Source organism: Streptomyces cellostaticus, assembly GCF_023630175.1.
Lineage (GTDB): Bacteria > Actinomycetota > Actinomycetes > Streptomycetales > Streptomycetaceae > Streptomyces > Streptomyces cellostaticus_A.
This window is the reverse complement of sequence record NZ_JALLIN010000068.1, coordinates 1-22,307: the sequence shown is the minus strand read 5'-3', so window position 1 is coordinate 22,307 and position 22,307 is coordinate 1. Positions and strand designations below refer to the sequence as shown.

The 22,307-nt window shown below is 70.2% G+C and carries 24 protein-coding genes and 2 pseudogenes; 13 read left to right on the top strand and 13 right to left on the bottom strand.

Annotation, left to right across the window (positions count from 1 at the left end):
* The 3 genes from MXD57_RS29500 to MXD57_RS29490 all read left to right on the top strand — a co-directional run.
* On the top strand, positions 1-366 hold a 366-nt coding region (locus MXD57_RS29500; RefSeq protein ID WP_250405233.1), incomplete at its 5' end, for a helix-turn-helix domain-containing protein.
* Between the two features lie 134 nt (positions 367-500).
* Positions 501-1,328 carry a DUF4158 domain-containing protein gene (locus MXD57_RS29495; RefSeq protein ID WP_250405232.1) on the top strand — a complete coding sequence of 276 codons (828 nt, stop codon included), beginning with the start codon at positions 501-503 and terminating at the stop codon, positions 1,326-1,328.
* A 14-nt stretch (positions 1,329-1,342) separates the two neighbouring features.
* A complete protein-coding gene (locus MXD57_RS29490) occupies positions 1,343-1,747 on the top strand; it encodes a hypothetical protein (protein WP_250405231.1) in 405 nt (134 codons plus the stop codon).
* Positions 1,748-1,818: 71 nt separating this feature from the next.
* On the opposite strand, the gene MXD57_RS29485 is transcribed toward MXD57_RS29490, so the two are convergent.
* Positions 1,819-2,448, bottom strand: a complete 630-nt coding sequence (locus MXD57_RS29485; RefSeq protein ID WP_250405230.1) for a TetR/AcrR family transcriptional regulator — start codon at positions 2,446-2,448, stop codon at positions 1,819-1,821.
* A 44-nt stretch (positions 2,449-2,492) separates the two neighbouring features.
* Here MXD57_RS29485 and MXD57_RS29480 point away from each other — a divergent pair, with 44 nt between their 5' ends.
* Entirely contained in the window at positions 2,493-3,875 is a 1,383-nt protein-coding gene (locus tag MXD57_RS29480; RefSeq protein WP_284506263.1) for an MFS transporter, read from the top strand.
* Here MXD57_RS29480 and MXD57_RS29475 read toward each other — a convergent pair.
* The 7 genes and pseudogenes from MXD57_RS29475 to MXD57_RS29445 all read right to left on the bottom strand — a co-directional run.
* Positions 3,797-4,024 (bottom strand): annotated as a pseudogene (locus tag MXD57_RS29475) (MerR family transcriptional regulator); the annotation flags it as partial. The gene MXD57_RS29480 and the pseudogene MXD57_RS29475 overlap by 79 nt on opposite strands.
* Positions 4,025-4,843: 819 nt before the next feature.
* Positions 4,844-5,170 (bottom strand): SCO5918 family protein, encoded by a 327-nt coding sequence (locus MXD57_RS29470; RefSeq protein ID WP_250405228.1) that lies wholly within the window; start codon positions 5,168-5,170, stop codon positions 4,844-4,846.
* Between the two features lie 50 nt (positions 5,171-5,220).
* Positions 5,221-5,622, bottom strand: a complete 402-nt coding sequence (locus MXD57_RS29465; RefSeq protein ID WP_250405227.1) for a CBS domain-containing protein — start codon at positions 5,620-5,622, stop codon at positions 5,221-5,223.
* 45 nt (positions 5,623-5,667) lie between these two features.
* Positions 5,668-7,164 carry a DEAD/DEAH box helicase gene (locus tag MXD57_RS29460; protein ID WP_250405226.1) on the bottom strand — a complete coding sequence of 499 codons (1,497 nt, stop codon included), beginning with the start codon at positions 7,162-7,164 and terminating at the stop codon, positions 5,668-5,670.
* A 346-nt stretch (positions 7,165-7,510) separates the two neighbouring features.
* Positions 7,511-7,714 (bottom strand): cold-shock protein, encoded by a 204-nt coding sequence (locus MXD57_RS29455; RefSeq protein ID WP_070022949.1) that lies wholly within the window; start codon positions 7,712-7,714, stop codon positions 7,511-7,513.
* A gap of 957 nt (positions 7,715-8,671) precedes the next feature.
* Positions 8,672-8,914 carry a DUF5302 domain-containing protein gene (locus tag MXD57_RS29450; RefSeq protein WP_250405225.1) on the bottom strand — a complete coding sequence of 81 codons (243 nt, stop codon included), beginning with the start codon at positions 8,912-8,914 and terminating at the stop codon, positions 8,672-8,674.
* A 209-nt stretch (positions 8,915-9,123) separates the two neighbouring features.
* A pseudogene (locus MXD57_RS29445) lies at positions 9,124-9,411 on the bottom strand (DEAD/DEAH box helicase); the annotation flags it as partial.
* Here MXD57_RS29445 and MXD57_RS29440 point away from each other — a divergent pair.
* The gene (locus MXD57_RS29440) at positions 9,377-9,625 is read left to right on the top strand and encodes a hypothetical protein (RefSeq protein WP_250405234.1); all 249 of its coding nucleotides are present in this window, start codon (positions 9,377-9,379) and stop codon (positions 9,623-9,625) included. The pseudogene MXD57_RS29445 and the gene MXD57_RS29440 sit on opposite strands and share 35 nt — an antisense overlap.
* 262 nt (positions 9,626-9,887) lie before the next feature.
* On the top strand, positions 9,888-11,573 hold the full coding sequence (locus MXD57_RS29435; protein ID WP_250405224.1) for a ribonuclease J: 1,686 nt from the start codon (positions 9,888-9,890) through the stop codon (positions 11,571-11,573).
* A gap of 399 nt (positions 11,574-11,972) precedes the next feature.
* Here MXD57_RS29435 and MXD57_RS29430 read toward each other — a convergent pair whose 3' ends face one another.
* The 4 genes from MXD57_RS29430 to MXD57_RS29415 all read right to left on the bottom strand — a co-directional run bounded on the left by MXD57_RS29430 (position 11,973) and on the right by MXD57_RS29415 (position 14,836).
* Positions 11,973-12,176: a cold-shock protein gene (locus MXD57_RS29430; RefSeq protein ID WP_030052720.1), complete on the bottom strand. Its 204-nt coding sequence runs from the start codon at positions 12,174-12,176 to the stop codon at positions 11,973-11,975.
* Between the two features lie 243 nt (positions 12,177-12,419).
* A complete protein-coding gene (locus MXD57_RS29425) occupies positions 12,420-12,758 on the bottom strand; it encodes a helix-turn-helix domain-containing protein (protein ID WP_109280363.1) in 339 nt (112 codons plus the stop codon).
* A 609-nt stretch (positions 12,759-13,367) separates the two neighbouring features.
* A complete protein-coding gene (gene mca, locus MXD57_RS29420) occupies positions 13,368-14,333 on the bottom strand; it encodes a mycothiol conjugate amidase Mca (protein ID WP_250405223.1) in 966 nt (321 codons plus the stop codon).
* Between the two features lie 62 nt (positions 14,334-14,395).
* Entirely contained in the window at positions 14,396-14,836 is a 441-nt protein-coding gene (locus tag MXD57_RS29415; RefSeq protein WP_250405222.1) for an MFS transporter, read from the bottom strand.
* A gap of 105 nt (positions 14,837-14,941) precedes the next feature.
* On the opposite strand from MXD57_RS29415, the gene MXD57_RS29410 reads away from it, so the two are divergent.
* Both MXD57_RS29410 and MXD57_RS29405 read left to right on the top strand, forming a co-directional pair.
* Positions 14,942-15,607 (top strand): TetR/AcrR family transcriptional regulator, encoded by a 666-nt coding sequence (locus tag MXD57_RS29410; RefSeq protein ID WP_250405221.1) that lies wholly within the window; start codon positions 14,942-14,944, stop codon positions 15,605-15,607.
* A gap of 445 nt (positions 15,608-16,052) precedes the next feature.
* Positions 16,053-16,451 carry a DUF302 domain-containing protein gene (locus MXD57_RS29405; protein WP_250405220.1) on the top strand — a complete coding sequence of 133 codons (399 nt, stop codon included), beginning with the start codon at positions 16,053-16,055 and terminating at the stop codon, positions 16,449-16,451.
* 186 nt (positions 16,452-16,637) lie between these two features.
* Here the strand turns inward: MXD57_RS29405 and MXD57_RS29400 are convergent, their stop codons facing one another.
* Complete coding sequence (locus MXD57_RS29400) at positions 16,638-17,255, bottom strand: class I SAM-dependent methyltransferase (protein ID WP_250405219.1); 618 nt, start codon at positions 17,253-17,255, stop codon at positions 16,638-16,640.
* Between the two features lie 480 nt (positions 17,256-17,735).
* On the opposite strand from MXD57_RS29400, the gene MXD57_RS29395 reads away from it, so the two are divergent.
* The 5 genes from MXD57_RS29395 to MXD57_RS29375 all read left to right on the top strand — a co-directional run.
* Positions 17,736-18,965, top strand: a complete 1,230-nt coding sequence (locus MXD57_RS29395; RefSeq protein ID WP_250405218.1) for an NAD(P)/FAD-dependent oxidoreductase — start codon at positions 17,736-17,738, stop codon at positions 18,963-18,965.
* A gap of 141 nt (positions 18,966-19,106) precedes the next feature.
* Positions 19,107-20,465 carry a rhodanese-like domain-containing protein gene (locus MXD57_RS29390; protein WP_250405217.1) on the top strand — a complete coding sequence of 453 codons (1,359 nt, stop codon included), beginning with the start codon at positions 19,107-19,109 and terminating at the stop codon, positions 20,463-20,465.
* A gap of 42 nt (positions 20,466-20,507) precedes the next feature.
* A complete protein-coding gene (locus MXD57_RS29385; RefSeq protein WP_250405216.1) occupies positions 20,508-20,873 on the top strand; it encodes a rhodanese-like domain-containing protein in 366 nt (121 codons plus the stop codon).
* Positions 20,870-21,613, top strand: coding sequence for a sulfite exporter TauE/SafE family protein (locus MXD57_RS29380; RefSeq protein WP_250405215.1), 744 nt, complete (start codon positions 20,870-20,872; stop codon positions 21,611-21,613). The genes MXD57_RS29385 and MXD57_RS29380 overlap by 4 nt, the downstream gene beginning before the upstream one ends.
* A 129-nt stretch (positions 21,614-21,742) precedes the next feature.
* Positions 21,743-22,307: rhodanese-like domain-containing protein (locus MXD57_RS29375; RefSeq protein ID WP_250405214.1), on the top strand; the 565-nt coding region annotated here is incomplete at its 3' end.

Sequence of the window (22,307 nt, the reverse complement as noted above, 5' to 3'; positions counted from 1 at the left end):
ATCCCGGCTGCCGCCTTCCTCGCGTTCGTTGAGGAGCATGATCTGCTGGCCCCACTCCTGCGCCATGCCATCGCCCGGGTCAGGGAATCGGAGGCCGTTCGGCTCGAACTGGCCACCGCGTCTGTGCCGCTGCGTCTGGCATCGGCTCTGTCGCGACTGGTCGAGGCCGCATCAGCTTCGGCTTCGGATCTCGCCGTGCGTCTGACCCAGACGGAGCTGTCTCAGATGATTGGCGCTTCCCGCAACGCGGTGGTCAACGCGATCAAACCCTGGCGCGAGCAGGACTGGGTCCGCACCAACTCCAGTGGTGGGCTCCTCGTTCGCGACATCCATTCGATTCAATTGCACGCGCGTACGCAGGGGTGACGGGGGTGTGACCGAGACACGCGCCAAAGGGGCAACGGGATGATCTTGAAGCCCTGAGCGCCCGTCACCCGTCACCCATTCGGCTCAGTGTCGTTGGTGGTGACGTTGAGCGTCGTCTGGGCCTGGGGCGGGTTGTGACATCGATTGAACGGACCGCGTATCCGCGGTTCAAGCGGCTGATCACCGCGCATGAGCTGCATCTGTTCTTCTCCCCGAGCCGCGATGAGTTGAAGTGGGCGGCCGATGCCACGGACTGTGATGAGCATCTGCTGGCGCTGCTGCTGATGCTGAAGTCGTACCGGCGCATGGGGTGTTTCCCGGCACTGGAGGACGTCCCGGAGATGGTGGTGGACTTCGTCCGGCGGGCGGTAGGGCTGCCGGAGGGCACGCTGCCGGTGTACCGGGCTGAGCGAACCGCCAAGCACCACCGGGGCCTGGTCCGCAAGCGGGCCGGCGTGACGTACGACCAGGCCAAGGCCCGGGGAATCGTCGAGCAGTCGATCCGCAAGGAGGCCGCGGCGAAGAACCGCCCGGCGGATCTGATCAACATCGCGCTGGAGAAGGTGGTGGAGGCCGGGCTGGAGCTGCCGGGGTTCTCGACCTTCGACAAGATGGCCTCGAAGATCCGCACCGAGGTGAACGCCTCGATCTGCGCGGGTATCCACGACCGCATGAGGGCCGCTCAGCGGGCGGGGCTCATGCGGCTGCTGGAGGAGCGCGACAGCGACGGGACAACGCTGTTCAACCGGCTGAAGAAGCCCGCCAAGGGCCCGACCTGGTCGCACTTCAAGAACCTGACCAAGCGTCTGGAATGGCTGGACGAGCTCGGCGACACCAACGTGTGGATGGACGGAGTCGCCGCGGGGAAGATCACCGACTTCGCCGGAGAAGCGGACGCGGCGGACGCCTCGGAGCTGCGGAACTTCGCCCCGTCAAGCGCATCGCGCTGGTCGCGGCCCTGACGCACAAGGCGCGTATGCGGGTGCGGGACGACCTGGCGACGATGTTCTGCAAGCGCGTGGCGGCGAAGATCAAGAAGGCCAAGACGGAGCTGGAGGAGATCCGGCTCGCCGAGCGGGAGACCGTCGAGGCCCTGATCGGGAACTACCGCACGGTGCTCAAGCACATCGACGAGGGCGGCCCGGCCCAGGAGGCGCTCACGAGGGCCGCGGCCATGACCGCCGAGGTCCGCCAAGCCCTGGAGGGCCTGGACGAGGAGGCGTCGGTGGACGAGGTCGCGACGCGGCTGGAGGGCAGGGTCTCCCCGGCAGTCCACGCCCTGGTGAAGGCCCAGGTGGTGCAGGCCGGCGGGTTCGGCGCGGTCACCCGCGCGGTGGACGGCTTCGGAGGGTTCGCGATGCGACTTCGCCCCGCTGCGTGAGCAGGACCTGACCGCTGCTGTTCTCGGTCAGGCCGCCTGACAGTCCGTGCCGAAGGGCTTCTGCCGCAGCTTCACCCAGTTCCTGGAGACCCTGAGTCGGTGGACGGTGCGAAGAGGTAGCGGTCCATCATGAGCGCGGCGTCGGCGAGGATCTCAGGGTCGCCTTCGGCGCTCTCGCGGAAGGCAAAGTCGAGCAGGTTGCCCCCGACTTCCACGGCGAGTCGAGCGCGTCGCCGGAACTGCTCGGTGTCCGGCATCGCGTAGCCGCGGACGAGTGCCTTGTGGACCCGCTCAGCGATCGCCTGGTCCGTTTGTCGGCCATCCGCGCGCAGCGCGGCGATACGTGGCCCGTGGTACCAGACGCGCCGGTAGCCGGGCTCCATACGGAAGCGGTCCGCGTAGGCGCTGAGCAGTTTCTCCAGTAGCTCCTGCGAGCGCTGAGGCAAGGGCTCCTCAGTGATCCGCTCGGCAATCTGCACGTCCATCTGGAACCAGCGGTGGACCAGGGAGGCGACGATTGCTTCCTTGTCGGCAAAGTACCGGTAGAGCACGCCCACTGAGACTCCCGCTTCGGCGGCGATCAGCTTGGTGCCCAGCTCTTCGTAGGAAGTCGTCTCCAGCAGCGTGGCCGTCGCTTCAAGGATGCGGGTCACCTTCTCCCGGCTGCGCTGCTGCTGTGGTTTGTGGACTTGCTCAGTCATCTGACTCCTTGACACCTCTCAAAACCAGAACCAGAGTCTGGTTCATGTTATCCCTCAGAGGTATCCCCCGCACACGGCTCGGGCCGAGCTTCAATCGGATCTGGGCCTCGGTCACCGTATCCAGCCTTGGTGACGGCATGAGCTTCGTTGCTCTGCCGCTCCTCGCGGCGCAACTGACCGCCGATCCGCGGCAGATCGCGCTGGTGTCCCTGGCGGAGCAACTGCCCTGGCTGCTCCTCGGCTTGCCCTCCGGTGTTCTGGCGGACCGCTTCGACCGCCGCCGCATCCTGTGGCTCGTCGACGCGTCCCGGGCCTTGCTTGTCGGAGCGCTCGCCGCGACGGTCGCAGCCGGCATGGTGACAATTCCACTCCTGGCGCTCGTCGCCTTCCTGCTCGGCTGTGGGCAGACGCTCTACAGCGGCGCCTGGGCCGGCATGGTCCCCGCACTGGTTGCCCACGGCGAACTCACACGGGCCAACGCCCGTCTGCAGTCCAGCTCCCTCATCACTGACACCCTGCTTGGAACCCCCCTGGGCGCGCTGCTGTTCGGCATCGCCGCCGCGCTCCCCTTCGCTGTCGACGCGGTGTCCTTCGCCACCGCTGCCGCACTGGTATGCATCCTCCGCGGGAGCTTCCAGCCCCGTTCCCAGCCAGCATCGAAGACGTGGACGACCCTGCGCCGTGACACGACCGAGGGCGTCCGCTGGCTCTGGCGCCACCACTTGCTGCGCCGGCTTTGCCTGGCATCCGGGATCACCAACCTCGTCGGCGGCGGCCTGATCGCCATCCTGGTGCTCTACGCCCGGCAAACTCTGGGCCTGAGCAACCTGGGCTTCGCCCTGCTGGTCGCCTCCTTCGCGCTCGGCGGCGTGGCCGGGGCAATGTCGACCCCGCGCCTAACCGCACGCTTCGGCGCTCCACGCGTCCTCAAACTGACCGCTGCGGGCACTGCCATCGCTGCCGCAGTCGCAGGCACCGCTACCTCGGGCCCTATAGTCGGCATGGGCATCGCCGCGTACGGAGCAGCGAACCTGGCATGGAACGTCACCGCGGTATCGCTGCGCCAGTCACTCGTGCCCGCCGAACTGCTGGGGCGTGTCGCCATGGCCTACCAGATGGTCATCGGCATCGGCACCGCACTGGGGGCCGTGGCAGCCGGCTTCACCGCCCATGCCTTCGGACTGCGCGCCCCCTTCTACGCCGGGGCCGTCCTCCTGTTCGCCGCCAGCCTGATCAGCACACGATCCAGCGAGAAGACCGCGCCACCCTCCCAGAGCGCAACGGCCGTCGACGACGGTGCCACGGGAGCACACCGCAGCACCGGATCCACACCAGCAGACGACGCGGAGATGATGCGGCAGGCAGCTTCGATGGGGGTGCCCTGGTCGACGAGTTCGCGGGCACGGGCAGCGATGCGCAGCTGGTAGCGGGAGTAGCGGCGGCGGCCGCCTTCGGAGCGCAAAGGTGTGATCAGGCGGTGTTCGCCGAGGGCACGAAGGAAGGCGGGGGTGGTGCCGAGCATGTCGGCGGCCCGGCCCATGGTGTAGGCGGGATAGTCGTCGTCATCGAGAGGGGTGACGGCGCGGGAACTGCCAGGGGCATAGACCTCTTCTTCCGGGGGACGTCGGGGGGCCCGGGCGCCGCACTGGCACCCGGGCCCCGAGCTTTCAACACCATCTACCGGCGAACTGCGTCGGCCTTGTATGTCCGCAGGGTCCGCCTGGGAGAGCGGGACTGCGGGGATCGCGGATGCGTGACCGGGGACCACCTTCCAATCCTGGGCCTGCGGTACCCGGGCGGACTGCTTCCTCGCCCGGGCGATCCTGATGGCGTCTCGCTCCTAACCTTCGGTTACTCGGTGATACTGCTGGATACCGCGGGTACTGCTGACGCCCCTCTTGGGCCGCTTGACCTGCCGCTACGGCAGTTCATGTCTGCCGTGCCCACTTCGACTTCCTGGGTACGACAAAGACAGTAACCCTGCGACGGGCCAATGTCTACTGTTGTCACGATAGGTTTTCTCCATGGTTAGTGTCTGAACTTCTTCCGCAGATACACTCGGAAGAGTGCTGTCCTTGGCTGCTTCCCGCCTCGGCGACCACCTGCTGGGCCTGGAGGCACAAAACCGATCCAGGTGGGCTGACAGCGCATGACCGCCATGGAGACCGGCCTTTACATCGGTACAGCCGTCGGCGCTGAGATTGATCATGGCCCTGAGTTGAGGGCTGCCGCCGCCGGGGTACGCGCCAAACGGGCCAACCGAACTCAACAGCCGCCCACGCAAAACGCTCGGCTGGGAGACCCCAGCCGAGCGTCTGTCCAAACTGCTCGCGGCTTGATCAACTCACCGCCTGGAATTCGCCCACGCCGGTGGGGCCTCACGGTTCGGTTCGGCTCACACCTGTCCGTACGTCAGGCGGACAGGGGGAGCGCCGAGCGTTGCGGAAGCCAGCCCGTACGGGTCGGCCAGGGGCGCAGATGAGGCGGTAGGGCGGGTGCGACAGGTGAATCCGAGTTGGGTCATGGCCCTGAGGACTTCACCGGTGCTGAAATCACGGCGGTCCTGGCGGGTGATGACCTGGCCGACCTGCTTGGCGGGGTAGTGGCGTCGTCCGATGATGACGAACTCACCGGTGACCAGCTCAGGTGTGACGCCCTTCATCAATTCCACCACGCCGCTCTTGGTCAGGTCGAACGGGAAGCGAGCGATGACACAGCGCATGATGCCTCCAGGGAGAAGAGAAGACGGGGCCGGGCAGGGGTTACGGCGGTTCAGCGAGAGAGGGCGAGGACGCCCAGAGCGTTGCCGTGTCCGTCGACCACGGGCGGGGCCCCGAGCCGGCAGCAGCGCATCGCACGCTCGGCTTCGGCCCTCGTGGCCAGCGGCGAGGCGAAGGGCCCGATGACGTCGGCGATGTCCCGCAGGCGGATCCGGTCCGTGTATCCGGAGCCGTCACGAACGGCCGTGAGCCGGTCCCGGGTGACCAGGCCGGTGCGCAGACCGTCCTCGTCGCAGACGACCAGATGACCTGTACGGGCGGCGGTCATCACGCACAGTGCCACCTCCACGGTCATGTCCTCCCAGACCTGCGGTCCGGCCGCGTCCGCGGAATCGGCCGCCGTCTGCACGACGTTGGTACGTGTTGAGCGGAACTGCGTCTGGTCCAGCGTCAAAGGGTGCCTCCTGCGAAGTTGGGCGGGCTTCCTGACACGAGGGTTCTATGTCGCCGCACCGGCGGTGGACTGCCGTACGAGCGCACGGCGAGCCGCCGAGACGGGGCGGCGCCGACCGCATGAGGTGGCGCCGCGCTTCTTGGGGCGTTCGACCACCGGTGCGGTGATGACGACCGGGATGCCGGAGGGGGCCTGGGCGCCGGTGATGCGGTGCAGGGCCTCTTCGCCGACGCGGACCTGGGTGGTCTGCGGGACGATGCCGGCCGCTGCCATGAGGCGGGTCATACCGCGGCGCTGGTTGGGGGTGACCAGGGTGACGACGCTGCCGGACTCTCCTGCACGGGCGGTGCGGCCGCCGCGGTGAAGGTAGTCCTTGTGGTCGGTCGGCGGGTCGACGTTGACGACGAGGTCGAGGTTGTCGACGTGGATGCCGCGCGCCGCGACGTTGGTCGCTACCAGCACATTGACGTGTCCGGTCTTGAACTGTGCCAGCGTGCGGGTGCGCTGTGGCTGTGACTTCCCGCCGTGCAGGGCGGCGGCCCGTACCCCGCTGTTCAGGAGGTGTTCGGTGAGGCCGTCGACGGCGTGCTTGGTGTCGAGGAACATGATCACGCGGCCGTCGCGTGCGGCGATCTGGGTGGTTGCCGTGTGCTTGTCGGCACCGTGAACGTGGAGCACGTGGTGCTCCATCGTCGTGACCGCGCCGGCCGAGGGGTCGACGGAGTGCACGACGGGGTCGCTGAGGTAGCGGCGCACGAGCAGGTCGACGTTGCGGTCGAGAGTGGCGGAGAACAGCATGCGCTGCCCTTCGGGGCGGACCTGGTCGAGGAGGGCGGTGACCTGCGGCATGAAGCCCATGTCGGCCATCTGGTCGGCCTCGTCGAGGACGGTGATGGAAACCTGGTTCAGCCGGCACTCGCCACGATCGATGAGGTCTTTGAGGCGTCCCGGCGTGGCGACGACGACCTCGGCACCACCGCGCAGCGCGCTCGCCTGTCGGCCGATCGACATTCCGCCCACCACCGTGGCCAGCCGCAGCCTCACGGAGCGGGCGTACGGGGCGAGCGCGTCGGTGACCTGCTGCGCCAGCTCACGCGTGGGTACGAGGATCAGCCCCAGCGGCTGCCTCGCCTCGGCGCGCTGCCCGGCCGTACGGGCCAGCAGCGCCAGCCCGAAGGCCAGGGTCTTGCCGGAGCCGGTGCGGCCACGGCCCAGTACATCCCGGCCGGCGAGGGAATTCGGCAGGGTCGCGGCCTGGATCGGGAAGGGTACGGTCACGCCTTGCGAGCTGAGCGCAGCCAGCAGCGCACCGGGCATGTCGAGATCGGCGAAGCCCTCCACGGCGGGGAGCGCAGGAGTGATCGTCCTGGGCAGCGCGAACTCCCCCTGGACCGCAGCAGGCCGGCGGCCGTAACCCCCGGAGCGGCTCGGCCCGCCGGAGCGGCTCCTGGCCGACGAGCCGAATCGGCTGCTGCCCCTGCCGGAGTCGGTACTGCCGTTACGGGTGCGGGTGAAGCGGTCGTTCGTGCGTGTGCGGTTCATGCGGAACCTTCCTCGATGCGGCACATATCAAGGAATTCCCGCAGCGATCAGCAGCACAGAGAATTGCAAGAATGGACCGGTGGAACGCGACAGCGAATCTGACCGACGGAAAATCCGTGCGGGCACAGGCGCTGGAATGAGTGGCGCGAAGCGGACGCAATGTTCGGGCGTCCGCCGCGATGAAGCTATGAAGGGTGCGTACATCCCTGAAGGATGCTCCGTATGCGCTGAGCCTACGGGCTTCCTGGTTGTCGTCCGCAGGTGAAACCACTGCGGAAAACGCGAGTAGCTGGGGCCCGCACCCCGAAGGACGCGGGCCCCAGCTACAAGTACGCGACAGTCGGCGTCAGGCGAGAACGATGTTCTCGGCCGTCGGGCCCTTCTGGCCCTGCGCGATGTCGAAGGTCACCTTCTGGCCCTCGATCAGCTCACGGAAGCCCTGGGCGGCAATGTTCGAGTAGTGGGCGAACACGTCAGCGCCGCCACCGTCCTGCTCGATGAAGCCGAAGCCCTTTTCCGCGTTGAACCACTTGACGGTGCCAGCAGCCATGTCATTTCTCCTCTGGGGCAGTGCATCGGGATCCGCACTGCACGGACCCCGTGTCGCCGCGATGATCACCCCGCCGGGAAAAAGACCGGATAACAAAAGTGCTTCCAGTGGCACAGGCGCCGCCCGGAGGGCACTTGAAGTTTTGGGACCACAACTGCAACTGAGATCGACAGTAGCACGCCGAAGCGGCCTGTGTACGGTGAAGAATCCCACCCCCCACTTAATGCGATAGAGAATCTGTCTGCCTGTCTCGTTGAAACCTCAGCTCGCGGGCACAGATTTTGCCCCAGCCGAAGCGCAACGCTTCGGGAGGTTTTGGGGGCGCGCCCAGCTTAAGGGCTGCTCCCCCAAGGGATGGTGCGGGCGGGCGTGGAGATCAGGGTGGCTCCGGCAAGCGTCACGGCCCGTCTTGGGCATATGCACGGGAGCGGCCATATCGAAGACCCTCAAGGACCAGACCGTCGATCAGCTCGGTGGAAACAGCAGCATCCTGGTGCGTCAACGCCGTGAGCACGAGGAAACGGCGGCTGACGGATCACTACCTGACCCTCGACGACCTTCACCAGCGGGAACGCGTTCTGAAACAGGCGGTGCCGCTGGTCTTCAGCCATGCCTTCATGGAAGAGACGGTGCTGTGGCCCGCCGTACGAGCCTCAGGCCCGGACGGCGAGGAACTTCGACAGCCGCAGTCGTTTTTCACAGCGGTACAGGGGCACGCAAGGCGCGCAACACCGGCCGCGTGCCCTCGGACTAGGCAGTGCCCTCATCCCGGAATTCCAGTTCGGCGACGCCACCGACCCGAGCCAACCGCATCTGGGCCATTCCCCCAGGCGAGCCCCGGCGATGCCCCGTCCGCAACGCGCGCAAGGGCATGCGCATGTCGCGGGCCACTGCACGGGACGCGCGCGTGGATAGCGCGAGTGCCGGTGAAGCGGTGAGATCGCGGGACTCAGCGACTCAGCCGCCGCTCTTGCGCCTGAACGACCGCTGGCTCGCAGCCGGGCCGTGCGCAGAACGCACCTTCGATGCATCGGACTTGGCGGCAACATCAGCGGCATCCGCCTGCGCACCGCGCTTGCGCGCCAGGGCTTCGCGGAACTTGCGCTTGAGGTCGTAGTTGCCGTCGCGGTCCGGCTCCAGAGGGGACGTCTCGGGGGCAGCCGGCTCCGAACCTTCCGGAGACAGGGGCTCTGCGGTCATGGTGACCTCCTGGGTTCGGGGGGGGTGGGCAAGCACAGCTTGTCATGCCGGGCGCAGTGCGAGGCGCCGGCAACATCATCCTGCTCCGTTTCGGCGGGCGTCCTTCCCGCGGCCGAAGGTGTTGACTTCGTAGGTGAGGCACACAGGACGGCTTCGGGCCGGGCCGAGGGTTGTCGATCGCGTGGCCAGGCTGCCAGGGCAAACGGCTCTCAGCCGTTGCGACGCACGAGGGCGGCCCTGCGGGCCTCGGCGAGCTTGCGGGCCTCGCCCGCCTTTCGGGACTTGCCGCCGGCGCCACGGGAGGTGCCCTTGCTGATGCCGAGGCCGCGGAAGGGAGCGTTGCTGTTCTTGGGTCGGGGGACGGTGGGCCCGCCGTCGAGCGGGATCCCGGAGGGAGCCTTGGCGCCGGTGATCCGGCTCAGCTCCGCCCCGCCCGAGCGGACCTTGGTGACGGTCGGCTCCATGCCGGCCCCGGCCATCATGCGGCTCGTCTGCCTGCTCACCGTCACCGTGGACTTCTGCCGCTCCGGCGAGCACCGTGTCCTGGCGCGAGTCCCCTACCGCGAAGCCGCCGAGCGGTTTCGTGTCTGGTTGGCCGAGACGGCCCCTGCCGTGGCCGCCGCGGCCGGTCCCGACCGCCTGGACGACCTCACCACGCAGTCCCGGCCAGTCGTCGCGGACACCAGCGGCGAGGGCCTGGCACTGTTCTGATCGGGCACCGGGAGACCTGACACCCCCACGTCACCTCGCAGCTACTGGCCCCCGACGCGCGACGCCACCCCGGCACACGCCGCGGCTGCTGCCGTCGTTGCGGCTGCGGTTGCCCTCCTGGCTTGAGGCCGGGGCAGCGGACAGCTGACGGGCGCCGACCTGAGCGCCAGTACGTCCTCCGGCGGCTCGGGTGGTATCGAGCGCTGGTTGGATCCCACAGGCAATGGATCACCCTGTCCCGCTCTCCGGGTACCGTCAGGGTATGAGTCATCCGCATCCCGAGCTGAAAGCCGCACCGCCCCTTCCCGAAGGAGGGCTGCGGGTCATCGCCCTGGGCGGCCTGGGTGAGATCGGCCGCAACATGACCGTCTTCGAGCACGCGGGCAAGCTGCTCATCGTCGACTGCGGCGTACTCTTCCCCGAGGAGACCCAGCCCGGCGTGGACGTGATCCTGCCGGACTTCACCTCGATCCGGGACCGGCTGGACGACATCGTGGCCGTGGTACTCACCCACGGCCACGAGGACCACATCGGCGGCGTGCCGTACCTGCTGCGCGAGCGGTCCGACATTCCCGTCGTCGGCTCCAAGCTGACGCTGGCGTTCCTGGAGGCCAAGCTCAAGGAACACGGCATCCGGCCGCGCACGGTGCGGGTACGGGAGGGCGACCGGCGCGGCTTCGGTCCCTTCGACTGCGAGTTCGTGGCGGTCAACCACTCCATCCCCGACAGCCTCGCGGTCGCGATCCGCACCCGGGCCGGGATGGTGCTGCACACCGGCGACTTCAAGATGGACCAGTTCCCTCTCGACGACCGCATCACCGATCTACGCGCCTTCGCACGCCTCGGCGAGGAGGGCGTGGACCTGTTCCTCACCGACTCCACCAACGCCGAAGTACCCGGCTTCACCACCTCCGAGCGTGAGCTGAACCCGGCGATCGAGCAGGTGATGCGCACCGCGCCGCGCCGGGTCATCGTCTCCAGCTTCGCCAGCCACGTGCACCGCATCCAGCAGGTCCTGGACGCCGCCCACCAGCACGGCCGCAAGGTCGCCTTCGTCGGCCGGTCGATGGTCCGCAACATGGGCATCGCCCGTGACCTGGGCTATCTGAAGGTCCCCTCCGGCCTGGTCGTGAGCACGAAGGAGCTGGAGAAGCTCCCGGACCACAAGATCACTCTGGTGTGCACCGGCTCCCAGGGCGAGCCGATGGCCGCGCTGTCACGGATGGCCAACCGCGACCACATGATCCGCATCGGCAAGGGCGACACCGTCCTGCTCGCCAGCTCCCTCATCCCCGGCAACGAGAACGCCATCTACCGGGTGATCAACGGACTCACCCGGTGGGGCGCCCACGTGGTCCACAAGGGCAACGCGAAGGTGCACGTCTCCGGGCATGCCAGCGCCGGCGAACTCGTCTACTGCTACAACATCGTCAAACCCCGCAACGTCATGCCCGTGCACGGCGAATGGCGCCACCTGCGGGCCAACGCCGACCTCGCCATCCGTACCGGTGTCGACCCCGACCGGGTCGTCATCGCCGAGGACGGCGTCGTCGTCGACCTGGTCGACGGACGCGCGTCCATCACCGGCAAGGTCCCCGCCGGCAACGTCTACGTGGACGGCATGGAAGTCGGCGGCGCCACCGAAGCGTCCCTCAAGGACCGCCTCACCCTCGCCGCCGAAGGCGTGGTCACGGTGGTGGCTATCGTCGACGCGGACACCGGCGCCCTCGCCGAAGCCCCCGACTTCCTGGCCCGCGGCTTCGTTCACGACGACACCACCTTCGAGCCGGTCGTCCCCGTCATCGAGAAGACCCTGGCCGCCGCGGCCGAGGAAGGCGTCGGGGACGCGCGCCAACTCGAACAACTCCTCGCCCGCGCCGTCGCGAACTGGGCGTTCCGCACCCACCGCCGCAAGCCCCTCATCATCCCCGTCATCATCGACGCCTGAACCACAGCCCGACAGCACGGTCCCGGTTCCGGCCGCGGCCCCGCCGGCATCGAGGCCAGGCACGGGAGTCAGCAGCCACCCCACATGATGAGTCATCGGGAACACGTCCCAGGACAGGAGGCGCGAAAGCCCTCAGTCCAGCTGCACGCTAGCCGCGCAGGACATGCGGCTCGCGCGCCCGGCGACTCTTGCAGCGACTGAGGTCGGGAAGTGTCAGGCCGAAGTCGCACCGGCCCGGACTTGCACAGATCAGGGGCCGCGCAGCCATGGCTGCGCGGCCCCTGATCTTGTGCCGGCCCGGCACGAGATCAGGCGACTTCGTCCAGGTGGGCGGCAGGGCCCGCACGTGCGGCGGCCACCGGACGCGGCGTGCGCGATCCCTCGGGCAGGACTGCGAGGTCAGGCCAGGTTGATGTTCTCGGCCTGCGGGCCCTTCTGGCCCTGGGTGACGTCGAACGTCACGGCCTGGCCCTCCTGGAGCTCACGAAAGCCCGTGGAGTTGATCGCGGAGTAGTGCGCGAAGACATCCGGGCCGCCGCCGTCCTGGGCGATGAAGCCGAAGCCCTTCTCCGCGTTGAACCACTTCACAGTTCCCGTAGCCATGGTCATGCCTTCCAGTCGATGAACGCCTCCCACTCCATGTGGCAGACGGAGGTGATCGCCCTGGTCCCTGCGGCACAGCACAGCAAAACGCCCACACCAGAGGCGTGGGCAAGAGGGAATTCCGAACCACGACAGCTTACGCAGACGCTACACGCCCACACGCCGCGTCACCACAGGAAAAGATCACTCCGCGCACCGAGCCCGTGCGTGCGACGCCCGCCGGCGCTGACGGGCACGCTCATGTCATTCTGCTGCCGTCGGGTTCGCCGATTCGGCGGCGCGGCGATATTCGGCGTTGATGCGCTGGGCTTCCTCGAGCTGGTCTTCGAGGATGACGATCCGGCAGGCGGCCTCGATGGGGGTGCCCCGATCGACGAGTTCCCGGGCGCGGGCGGCGATGCGCAGCTGGTAGCGGGAGTAGCGGCGGTGGCCGCCTTCGGAGCGCAGGGGAGTGATCAGGCGGGCTTCGCCGAGGGCGCGGAGGAAGGCGGGGGTGGTACCGAGCATCTCGGCCGCCCGGCCCATGGTGTAGGCGGGGTAGTCGTCGTCGTCGAGACGGCCGAACGTGTCATCTGCTGTCATTGCACCTCTCTGTGGAACGCGTCGAGGGGCCCTGGCGCCGTCCGGCACCAGGGCCCCGAAGGAACTACTACACCATCCGCCGGCCCTGACACTGCACCGGCCCTCTGTTTCCGCAGACCCTACCGAGACGCTGTCGGGGGCGCGGGGATCGCGGTTGCTTGACCGAAGACCACCTCACTATCGATGTCCTGCGGTACCCGGGTCCTGGACTTCCACCCGGGCGATCCTGATGGCGCTCGGCTCCTCCATCCTTCCCTCTAGATCAACTGCTCACTGACGGAAACCGCGGACTGCTGGTCCTGCACCTGCCGGCGGCCTCGAACAGCGCCACCTTCGGCAGCCAGCCCCGTCGCCCGTCCTGCAACCGCTCTGGCTTCGGAGCTCCACCACCGCAGCATCCGGCGAACTGCAACCGCGGTACCGCCGCCCGGCAGTTCCTTTCTGCCGGGCCTTGCTCAATCTCGGCTACGAGAGAAACCATAACCACACCGCCACCCAATGTCTACTCTGGCTGACATAGATTTCCGCACGCTTGAAGACAAGGTAATCCGCCTCGACCGGTCCATGGGTGGTCCAAGCGGCTCCGGTGCCCAGTCCGGCCTCTTGTGGTCACTTCCTTTCGATAGGGGCCTCCTGATTCCGGCTCCTCCGGAGCCGGCGAGCCCGGTCGGACCGGGCTCGCCGGCCGACTCGGGCCTCACGGGTGACACCCGCGAACAGGTCGTCCTCCGGCAGGTCGGTGTCCACCAGGCTGCGCGCGAGGTGGTAGTCCTCGGTGGGCCAGGCCTGCTGCTCGATCTCCAACGGGCAGGAGCGCTCGGGGCCGTTGGGGTTCACCTGGGTCTCGTGGGCGAGGAGCGCCCGCAGCCTGGTCGGGTACCACTCGGCGCACCGCACCCGGGTGGTGATCTCCCACTTCTCCTCGACTCCTTCGAGTTCCTTGAGCACCTCACCGTGCGGCGAGGCGAGCCCGGCGGCCGTCATGGCCTCGTAGATGGCCTTGAAGTAGGCCCTGCTGAAAGCACGCGTGTAGTAGAGCTTCAGCGGCTGCCAGGGCTCCCCGGTACCGGGGTAGCGGTCGGCGTCGCCTGCCGCGTCGAACGCCTCCACCGAGACCTGGTGGGTCTTGATGTGGTCGGGGTGCGGGTAGCCGCCGTTCTCGTCGTAGGTGACGACGACGTGCGGGCGGAAGGCGCGCATCGCGGCGACCAGCGGGCGGGCGCCGGTCCGCAGCGGCTGCACGGCGAAGCAGTCCTCGGGCAGCGGCTCGCCGTTCCCGGGCAGTCCGGAGTCGGTGAAGCCGAGGAACTCCTGCCGCACGCCGAGGATCTCGCGGGCCCGCTCCATCTCCAGGCGGCGCAGCCTGGGCAGGTCGCCCCACACCTCGGGGCGGTCCATGGCCGGGTTCAGGACATCGCCGCGCTCGCCGCCGGTCATGGTGGCGACCAGGACGTCCGCGCCCTCGGCGTGGTAGCGGGCGAGGGTGGCGGCCCCCTTGCTGGACTCGTCGTCCGGGTGCGCGTGCACGGCCATCAGGCGCAGCCCGGTGCGGGGGTGTGAGGTGGACTTGGTCATGGAACATCTCCTCGACGGCTGTTCGGTGACGGGGACCGAGGGGTGGTGATAGGGGGCGGGGGTCAGCCCTTGCGGGGCGCTCGCCGGGCGACCAGGGACTGGCCGACCGGCTGCATCAGCCCGCCGCCGACGCCCTGCAGCAGCCGGAAGGCGATGAGCGAGCCGCCGGTCGGGGCCAGGCCGCTGAGCGCGGAGGCGGCGATGAACAGGGCGACCGAGGCGAGCCAGACGCGCTTGCCGCCGTACCGCTTCTGCAGCCAGCCTGAGAGTGGGGCCACGAAGGCGACGGCGAGCAGGTATCCGGCGCTCACCCACTGCACGGCCGCCATGGAGGTGTCCAGGCCGGCGGCCATCGGGCCGAGACCGACGTTGACGATCGTCGCGTCGAGCTGGGCGAGCACGGCGCCCAGGACCAGCACCGAGCCGAGCCGGACCAGGGCCGGGTCCAGGCGCTCGGGCCGGGAACGGGACGCGGTGTCGCGGCGGGCGACCGTGGGGTCCAAGGGGTCTCCTGTGCGATGGGGATTCTTCCACAAATTTATGTGCGCTCAAATTTTTTGTCAATCCAATCTTTATGATGGTCAAATCAGACGGGTACGATGGGAGGCATGACCGAGGTGAGAACGGCCCGGACGGCGGCCCCGGAAGAGGGCCGCCGAGGGCGCAAGAAGCGGGAGACCCGCGAACGGCTGGCCCACGTGGCGACGCTGATGTTCATCGAGCGAGGCTTCGAGAACGTGACGATCACCGAGATCGCGGAAGCCGCCGACGTCTCGAAGATGACGGTCAGCAACTACTTCCCACTCAAGGAGGATCTCGTCTTCGACGCCCACGAGGGCGTCGTGGACAGCCTCGCCCGTGTGGTGCGCGAACGTGCCGAGGGAGAGTCCGCGCTGCACGCCCTGCACCGTGTCCTCGTGTCCTCCCTCGACCGGCCGCACCCGGTCAACGGGCGCTGCACACCCGGATTCGCCCGGCTCGTGCACGACAGCCCGCGGCTGCGTGCCCGCGAGCGGGAGATGGACGAGCAGCGCGAGGCGGCGCTCGCCGCGGCCCTGGCGCACGCGACACGGACCGGGCCGGAGGATCCCGTGCCGCACTTGAGCGCGGCTCAGCTCGCGGGCGCCCACCGTGTGCTGTGCCGCCGCGTACGGGCCCTGTGCCGCGCGGCGGCCCCGGCGGCGCGGCTGCGCGAGGAGATCACCGAGCTGGCCGGCACGGCCTTCGGCATGCTGGAACCCGTCCTCGGCGACTACTGCGTACGGGAGCGGTAGTCGAGCCGGACTCCACCGCTTCGCGTCAGGCTGCCGCCACGAGCGCCTGCCGGGCGTACGGCGGCCGGCACGAGAGGAGTGGGCGTTGTCCGCGACGACCGACGCGACACAGCCCGGCAGCACGCCGGCTCCCCGGGCCGGGGCCACCGCCCCCGGCCCGGGGAGCACGTCCCCACCGGGTCCACCGGCACGCATGGCCTGACCGGACCGTTCGCCTTCGCCGGCCGCACGAAGGTCCGGCTTTTGCGGGGCGAGGACGAGCGAGTGGGGCCCGAGGTCCCGGCCCGCCTCGGCCGGGACTCACCGACCACGCCGGTGAAGGGTCGGATCTCGTCCGAACTCTTACCCCCCGGGGTATGTTCTCCCCGGGGTGGCCGGACGCCGCGGCCAGGCAGGCGTTCGTGCACCCGCATGCCGAAGCCGTGATCAGGAAAGGTGGGACACCATGCCGTACGACCGCACCGTGAGGCTGAAGGGGACCTTCGACGAGACGGTCACCGCCGTCCGCCAGGCGTTGGCCGATCAGGGCTTCGGCGTCCTGACGGAGATCGACGTGCGGGCCACGCTCCGGGCGAAGCTCGGCCATGACATGGAGGAGTACCTGATCCTGGGCGCCTGCAACCCGCCCCTCGCCCGGCAGGCCCTGGAGGCCGACCGGTCGGTCGGACTGCTGCTCCCGTGCAACGTGGTCGTGCGCGCCGACGGGGACGACGTCGTCGTCCAGGCGATCGACCCGGGCACCATGGTCACCCTGAGCGGCCTCGACGCCATGGCCCCGGTCGCCGAGGAAGCCACCCGCCGTCTCGACGCCGCCCTCGGCGCGCTCGTGGGACGAGGGGACTGAGCGCCGCCGCGCCCTCCTCGCGCGCTTGCCGGCCGGGGCGGACGCCGCCGCCCGCCGCCGCCCGCAGCCCGGTCCGACCCGGGCGTGCGGTGAGTGTCCCGGACCGCGGACACCCCACCCGGGAAGCGGGCCGCTCCGCCCGCCCAACCGGCCGCACGGACGCCCGCCGCCGGGAGGGCAGTGCGGTCAGCGCCGAACGGCGCGGACGACCGTGTCGAGGGCGACGGCCTCGCCGACGGGACGGCGAGCCACCTCGGCGACGACCACGTCGGCCGACGGCTCCCAGACGGCGCGCACCCTTTCGACGCCGGACAGCACATCGGGATCCTGCGGCCCGCCGGTGCCGTGCTCCAGGTTGCCGACGTCGTGGCCGACCAGGAGGAGGGTGCCACCGGGCCGGGCCGCCCTGGCGGCGCGCTCCAGCACCCCCGCCATGTCCCGCCAGGGCAGATGGAGATAGGAGAGGAGAACGAGGTCGTACGCGCCCGGTTCGGGCGCGTACCGCGTGACGTCGGCGACCGCGGCGTGCACCGCCCCGGCACTCTCCCCCGCCCCCTCCGCCGTCCCGTCCGCCTCTGCCGCCCCCTCCGCCATGCGCCCCACCGCGACCGGCGAGAAGTCGACCGCGTCGACCCGCCAGCCCCGGCCCGCCAGCCAGCGCGCGTTGCGGCCCTCGCCGGCGGCCAGGTCCAGGGCGCGGCCGGGCCTCAGACCGGCCACCTCCCGGACCACCCACATGTTCGGGCCGGCCGGCCACACGCGCTCCACCGCGCGGTAGCGCTCGTCCCAGGCGTCTGCGTCCATGTCTGCTCCTCGGCTCCGCACGGTCCCGTTCCACTGGCAGGGGCACCCCGTGACCTCATCGGCCGAACCTACGGCACGAACCGGCCGGCACCCGGTCTTACCTCGGAGGCAAATACCCTCCAGGGTATTTGACCGACTCCTGGAGACCGCCGTAGCCTCGCCATCGGAAAACCCCTGGGGGTATTTGAGGAGGCAACCAATGGGGGTGCGCAGGGTCCCTCCGGGCTCGCCCGGGGCCGCGGCGGCCGTCGCGCGGACCACCGCGCCCCCACCGCGCGACACGCCTCCCCCGGTACCACCGGGGCATCGGCACGGCGCCCGGGCCGGACCACGGACCGTGCGGCACCGGGGTGCGCCCCGCGCGCGTCCGCGCGACCCCGCGGCGAGCGGGTGCGGAGCGTGACCCGCGCCGGTTCCGCCGGGCGCCGGCGCAGCCACCGAGCTCACGGCCCCGAGGGCCGGACGGGAAGGACTTCCACCATGGTCGCCAGCCCCTCACCCCACAACGAACCGATCGCCGGGCGGCATCGCGTCGCCGTGATCGGCGGCGGCAGTGCCGGAATCAGCGTCGCCGCCAGGCTGCGCCGTGCCGGCGTCACCGACATCACCCTGGTCGAACCCTCCGACAGCCACTGGTACCAGCCGCTGTGGACCCTGGTGGGCGGCGGTCAGGCTCCCCTGCGCAGCACCCGGCGCCCCGAGGCGTCCGTCATACCGGACGGGGTGCGCTGGATACGCCGGCACGCCCTCGCCGTGGATCCCGACGCACGCACCGTCGCACTGTCCGGCGGCGCCGAGATCGGCTACGAGTACCTCGTCATGGCCCCCGGGCTGCAACTGGACTGGGCCGCCGTGCCCGGCCTCGCGCAGGCGGTGGGACACGACCGCGTGTGCAGCAACTACGCGCCCCAGTACGCTCCGCGCACCTGGGAGCTGGTCAGGGGGCTGCGCTCCGGCACGGCCGTCTTCACCCACCCGGCGACGCCGGTCAAGTGCGGCGGGGCACCCCAGAAGATCGCCTACCTGGCCGCCGACCACTGGCGCAGGCAGAAGGTCCTGGACCGGATCCGCGTCATACTCGTCGTTCCCGACGAGGTCCTGTTCAAGGTGCCCGAGTGGGCGCGCGTGCTGGAGCAGGTGACCGACCGGTACGGCATCGAGGTGCGGCTGAGGTCGGAGATGACCGCGGTGGACGGCGACCGCCGGGAGGTCGTCCTCACCGATCACGCGAACGGCACCGCGGAGACCGTCCCCTACGACCTGCTGCACGCCGTACCGCCGCAGAGCGCGCCCGACTGGGTCAAGAGCAGCCCGCTCGCCGATCCCGCGAGTCCGCTGGGGTTCGTGGCCGCGGACAGGCACACACTGCGGCACCCGCGGTACCCGGAGGTGTTCGCGCTCGGCGACGTGGCGAACCTGCCGACCTCCAAGACCGGCGCGGCCGTTCGCAAGCAGGCCCCCGTCGTGGCCGCCAACCTGCTCGCGGCCATGGGCGGCGAAGGCCCGACACACCGGTACGACGGCTACACCTCCTGCCCGCTGGTGACCGGCCGCGACCGGATGCTGCTCGCCGAGTTCGACTACGACCTGAAGCCCTCGCCCACCTTCCCGCTGATCGACACCTTCAAGGAGCGGCGTGACATGTGGGTCCTCAAGCGGTACGTGCTGCCGCAGGTGTACTGGCGCGGCATGCTGACCGGCCGCCTCTGACGGACCGGCCCGGACCTGTCCGGCCACCGGCCCGGTGCCGGGCCGGAGCCGGGCCGGCACAGTCCCACACATACCCCCCGGGGTAATCGTGTACGGTGTAGATATACCCGGGGGGGTAATTCAGACGAAGGGAACGTCTCCGTGTTCTTCATCGACACCATCGAGATCGAGGGACTGGGCAACCGCCACTATCTGGCCGGCGGCCGTGACACGGCCGTGGCGGTGGACCCGCCGCGCGACGTCGACCAGATGCTGGCGGCGGCCGCCCGGCGCGGGGTGCGCATCTCGCACGTGGTGGAGACCCACATCCACAACGACTACGTCACCGGCGGCCTGGAGCTGGCCCGGGTGACCGGCGCCCAGTACCTGGTGCCGGCCGCGGCCCACGTCTCGTTCGCGCGGGTGCCGGTGGCCGACGGCGACACCGTCACCGTCGACGCCGGCCTGGAGCTGCGCGCGGTCGCCACGCCCGGTCACACGCCGCACCACACCTCCTACGTCCTGCTGGAGCAGGGCTATCCGGTGGCGGCGTTCACCGGTGGGTCGCTGCTGATCGGCACGGTGGGCCGTCCCGACCTGGTCGAGCCGAGGCTGACCGAGGAGCTGGCCCGCGCCCAGCACGCCTCCGCGCACCGTCTGGCGGCCGAGCTGCCGGACGAGACGTCCGTACTGCCGACGCACGGCTTCGGCAGCTTCTGCTCCTCGGCGCAGGCGGAGGGGGACACCACGACGATCGGCAAGGAGAAGTCCGTCAACGCGGCACTGACGACGGACGTGGACTCCTTCGTCGCCCGGCTGCTGGCAGGACTCGACGACGTGCCCGCGTACTACGCGCACATGGGTCCGGCCAACGCCGCCGGTCCGGTGCCGGTGGACCTGACCCCTCCGGCCGTCGCCGACGCCGGCGAGATCGCCGCCCGCCTCGCGGCCGGCGAGTGGGTCGTCGACCTGCGCAACCGGGTGGCGTTCGCCGAGGGCCACGTCGCCGGGGCGTTCAACTTCGAGGCGGACGGGAAGATCGCCACCTACCTGGCCTGGATGATCCCGTGGGGCAAGCCGGTGACGCTGCTCGCCGAGTCCCCCGAGCAGCTCGCCGCCGCCCAGCGGGAGCTGGTCCGGGTCGGCATCGACCGGCCCGCGGCCGCCGCGACCGGAACGCCGCGGGAGTGGGTGCCCGAGGGCACCCCGCTCGCGTCCTTCCCGAGGTCCACGTTCGCCGGCCTGGCCGAACGCGGCACGGACGGCGTCGTGGTGCTGGACGTGCGCCGCGACTCCGAGCGGGCCACCGGGTTCATCGAGGGCTCCGTGCACATCCCGATCCACCAGTTGCACAAGCGGCTCGGCGAGGTACCGGCCGGCACCGTGTGGGTGCACTGCGCCGGTGGCATGCGGGCGGGTATCGCGGCCTCCCTGCTGGACGCCGCCGGGCGGGACGTGGTGGCCGTCGACGACGGCTTCGACTCCGCCACCGGCGCCGGGCTGACCGTCGTCGCCGGCTGACCCGCCCCGTCCGGTCCCCAGAACTCTCCGAGAGGTTGTGTGATGTCCCTTTTCCGTCGTGGCGCGGACCGTGTCACCGTGGACGAGGCCCACCGGCGCACCCAGGGCGCCGACGCTTCGGCCGTCCTGCTGGACGTGCGTGAGCAGAGCGAGTGGAACGCCGGACACGCGCCCGGCGCGATCCACGCCCCGCTGTCCCGGCTGGCCGCCGGAACGGCGCTGCCGAGCGCGGCCCGGGCGCGCCCGCTGGTGGTGATCTGCCGCAGCGGGAACCGCTCGCAGCAGGCCGCCGAGCTGCTCACCCAGCGCGGCGCGCAGGCGGTTGACGTGAAGGGCGGCATGAGGGCGTGGGCCGCCGCCGGGCATCCGGTCGTCGACGAACGCGGGAACGACGGCTCGATAGCATGACCGCTCTGATCCTGGCCCTCGTCGCCGGTGCCGTCATCGGCCTGGCCCTCGGCGGCCTGGGCGGGGGCGGCAGCGTCCTCGCCGTACCCGCCCTGATCTACCTTCTCGGCTTCACCCCGGCACAGGCGACGACGGCCAGCCTGGTCATCGTCAGCCTGACGTCGGTCACGGCGCTCGTCGGGCACGCCCGGGACGGCAACGTGGCCTGGCGCACGGGCCTGCTCTTCGCCGCCGCGGGCATCGTGCCCGCCATGATCGCGGGTGCCCTGGCGGGCCACCTCCCCCAGGCGCTGCTGACCCTGGCCTTCGCGGTCATAGCCGCGCTCGCCGCCCTGCGCATGCTGCGACCGGCGCGCACCGAGCCCTCCGGCACGGTGCGCCCGGGCAAGGCCGGCGCGGCCGGCGCCGGGCTCGGCGCGGTGACCGGCTTCCTGGGGGTGGGCGGCGGATTCCTCGCCGTGCCGGCCCTGGTGAGCGTGCTGAGCCTGCCGATGCGCCGGGCGGTCGGCACCAGTCTGCTGGTCATCACGATCAACTCGCTGGCCGCCCTCGCCGCCCGCGCGGGCAGCGGTACGCACCTGGACTGGGCGGTCATCGCGCCGTTCACCGCCGCGGCGATCCTGGGCGCCTGGGACGGCAAGCGCCTGGCCAAGAGGCTCAACGGCCGCACGCTGCAGCGTCTCTTCGCCTGGGTACTGCTCGCGGTCGCCGCCTTCATGCTCGTCGACGCGCTCCTCTGACCGCCTCGCGGTCGCGGCCCCGCCCGGGCCCGCGACCGCCGACTTCCCCCCACCCACCCCCTTCCCGGACTCGCCACAACCACCGGGCCCCACCCGGTGACCAACGGACACACAAGGATGAGAACCACCATGGACACCACCACCCCCGGCACACTCGACCCCCACCAGGCCCGCGCCCGCCTGCACGAACTCACCGTCATCGATGTCCGGACGCCCGGCGAGTACGCCGGCGGCCACGTCCCCGGCGCCCTGAACGTCCCCCTGGACCAACTGGAGCGGGCGCTGCCCGACATCCGCGAGGCCGCGCAGCGCGGCGAGGTCCTCGTCGTCTGCGCCTCCGGGGCCCGATCCGAGAACGCCTGCCGGACGCTCGCTGCGAACGGCATCCACACCGCCACCCTCGCCGGAGGCACCGGCGCGTGGGCCGCCGAGGGCCACGACCTGCACCGCCCCGAAGGCACCCGAAAGGCCACCTGGGGCATGGAACGCCAGGTGCGCCTCACCGCCGGCTCGGTCGTCCTGCTCGGGCTCGCTCTCGGCGAGGTCGTCCACCCGGCCTTCCGGCTGCTGTCCGCGGGCATCGCCGGCGGCCTGGTCTTCTCCGCCGTGACCAACACGTGCGGCATGGCCGCCATGCTCGCCAAGCTCCCCCACAACCGGCCCGCCAAGGCCGACCTCGACGCGACGCTGGCCC

Bases quoted from the DNA above. Each gene is read 5' to 3' on its own strand.
- MXD57_RS29490 (WP_250405231.1), top strand. From the start codon at position 1,343: ATGCGGGTGCGGGACGACCTGGCGACGATGTTCTGCAAGCGCGTGGCG.
- MXD57_RS29485 (WP_250405230.1), bottom strand. From the start codon at position 2,448: ATGACTGAGCAAGTCCACAAACCACAGCAGCAGCGCAGCCGGGAGAAG.
- MXD57_RS29480 (WP_284506263.1), top strand. From the start codon at position 2,493: ATGTTATCCCTCAGAGGTATCCCCCGCACACGGCTCGGGCCGAGCTTC.
- MXD57_RS29470 (WP_250405228.1), bottom strand. From the start codon at position 5,170: ATGCGCTGTGTCATCGCTCGCTTCCCGTTCGACCTGACCAAGAGCGGC.
- MXD57_RS29460 (WP_250405226.1), bottom strand. From the start codon at position 7,164: ATGAACCGCACACGCACGAACGACCGCTTCACCCGCACCCGTAACGGC.
- MXD57_RS29455 (WP_070022949.1), bottom strand. From the start codon at position 7,714: ATGGCTGCTGGCACCGTCAAGTGGTTCAACGCGGAAAAGGGCTTCGGC.
- MXD57_RS29450 (WP_250405225.1), bottom strand. From the start codon at position 8,914: ATGACCGCAGAGCCCCTGTCTCCGGAAGGTTCGGAGCCGGCTGCCCCC.
- MXD57_RS29440 (WP_250405234.1), top strand. From the start codon at position 9,377: ATGCCGGCCCCGGCCATCATGCGGCTCGTCTGCCTGCTCACCGTCACC.
- MXD57_RS29435 (WP_250405224.1), top strand. From the start codon at position 9,888: ATGAGTCATCCGCATCCCGAGCTGAAAGCCGCACCGCCCCTTCCCGAA.
- MXD57_RS29430 (WP_030052720.1), bottom strand. From the start codon at position 12,176: ATGGCTACGGGAACTGTGAAGTGGTTCAACGCGGAGAAGGGCTTCGGC.
- MXD57_RS29425 (WP_109280363.1), bottom strand. From the start codon at position 12,758: ATGACAGCAGATGACACGTTCGGCCGTCTCGACGACGACGACTACCCC.
- mca (WP_250405223.1), bottom strand. From the start codon at position 14,333: ATGACCAAGTCCACCTCACACCCCCGCACCGGGCTGCGCCTGATGGCC.
- MXD57_RS29410 (WP_250405221.1), top strand. From the start codon at position 14,942: ATGACCGAGGTGAGAACGGCCCGGACGGCGGCCCCGGAAGAGGGCCGC.
- MXD57_RS29405 (WP_250405220.1), top strand. From the start codon at position 16,053: ATGCCGTACGACCGCACCGTGAGGCTGAAGGGGACCTTCGACGAGACG.
- MXD57_RS29400 (WP_250405219.1), bottom strand. From the start codon at position 17,255: ATGGACGCAGACGCCTGGGACGAGCGCTACCGCGCGGTGGAGCGCGTG.
- MXD57_RS29395 (WP_250405218.1), top strand. From the start codon at position 17,736: ATGGTCGCCAGCCCCTCACCCCACAACGAACCGATCGCCGGGCGGCAT.
- MXD57_RS29385 (WP_250405216.1), top strand. From the start codon at position 20,508: ATGTCCCTTTTCCGTCGTGGCGCGGACCGTGTCACCGTGGACGAGGCC.
- MXD57_RS29380 (WP_250405215.1), top strand. From the start codon at position 20,870: ATGACCGCTCTGATCCTGGCCCTCGTCGCCGGTGCCGTCATCGGCCTG.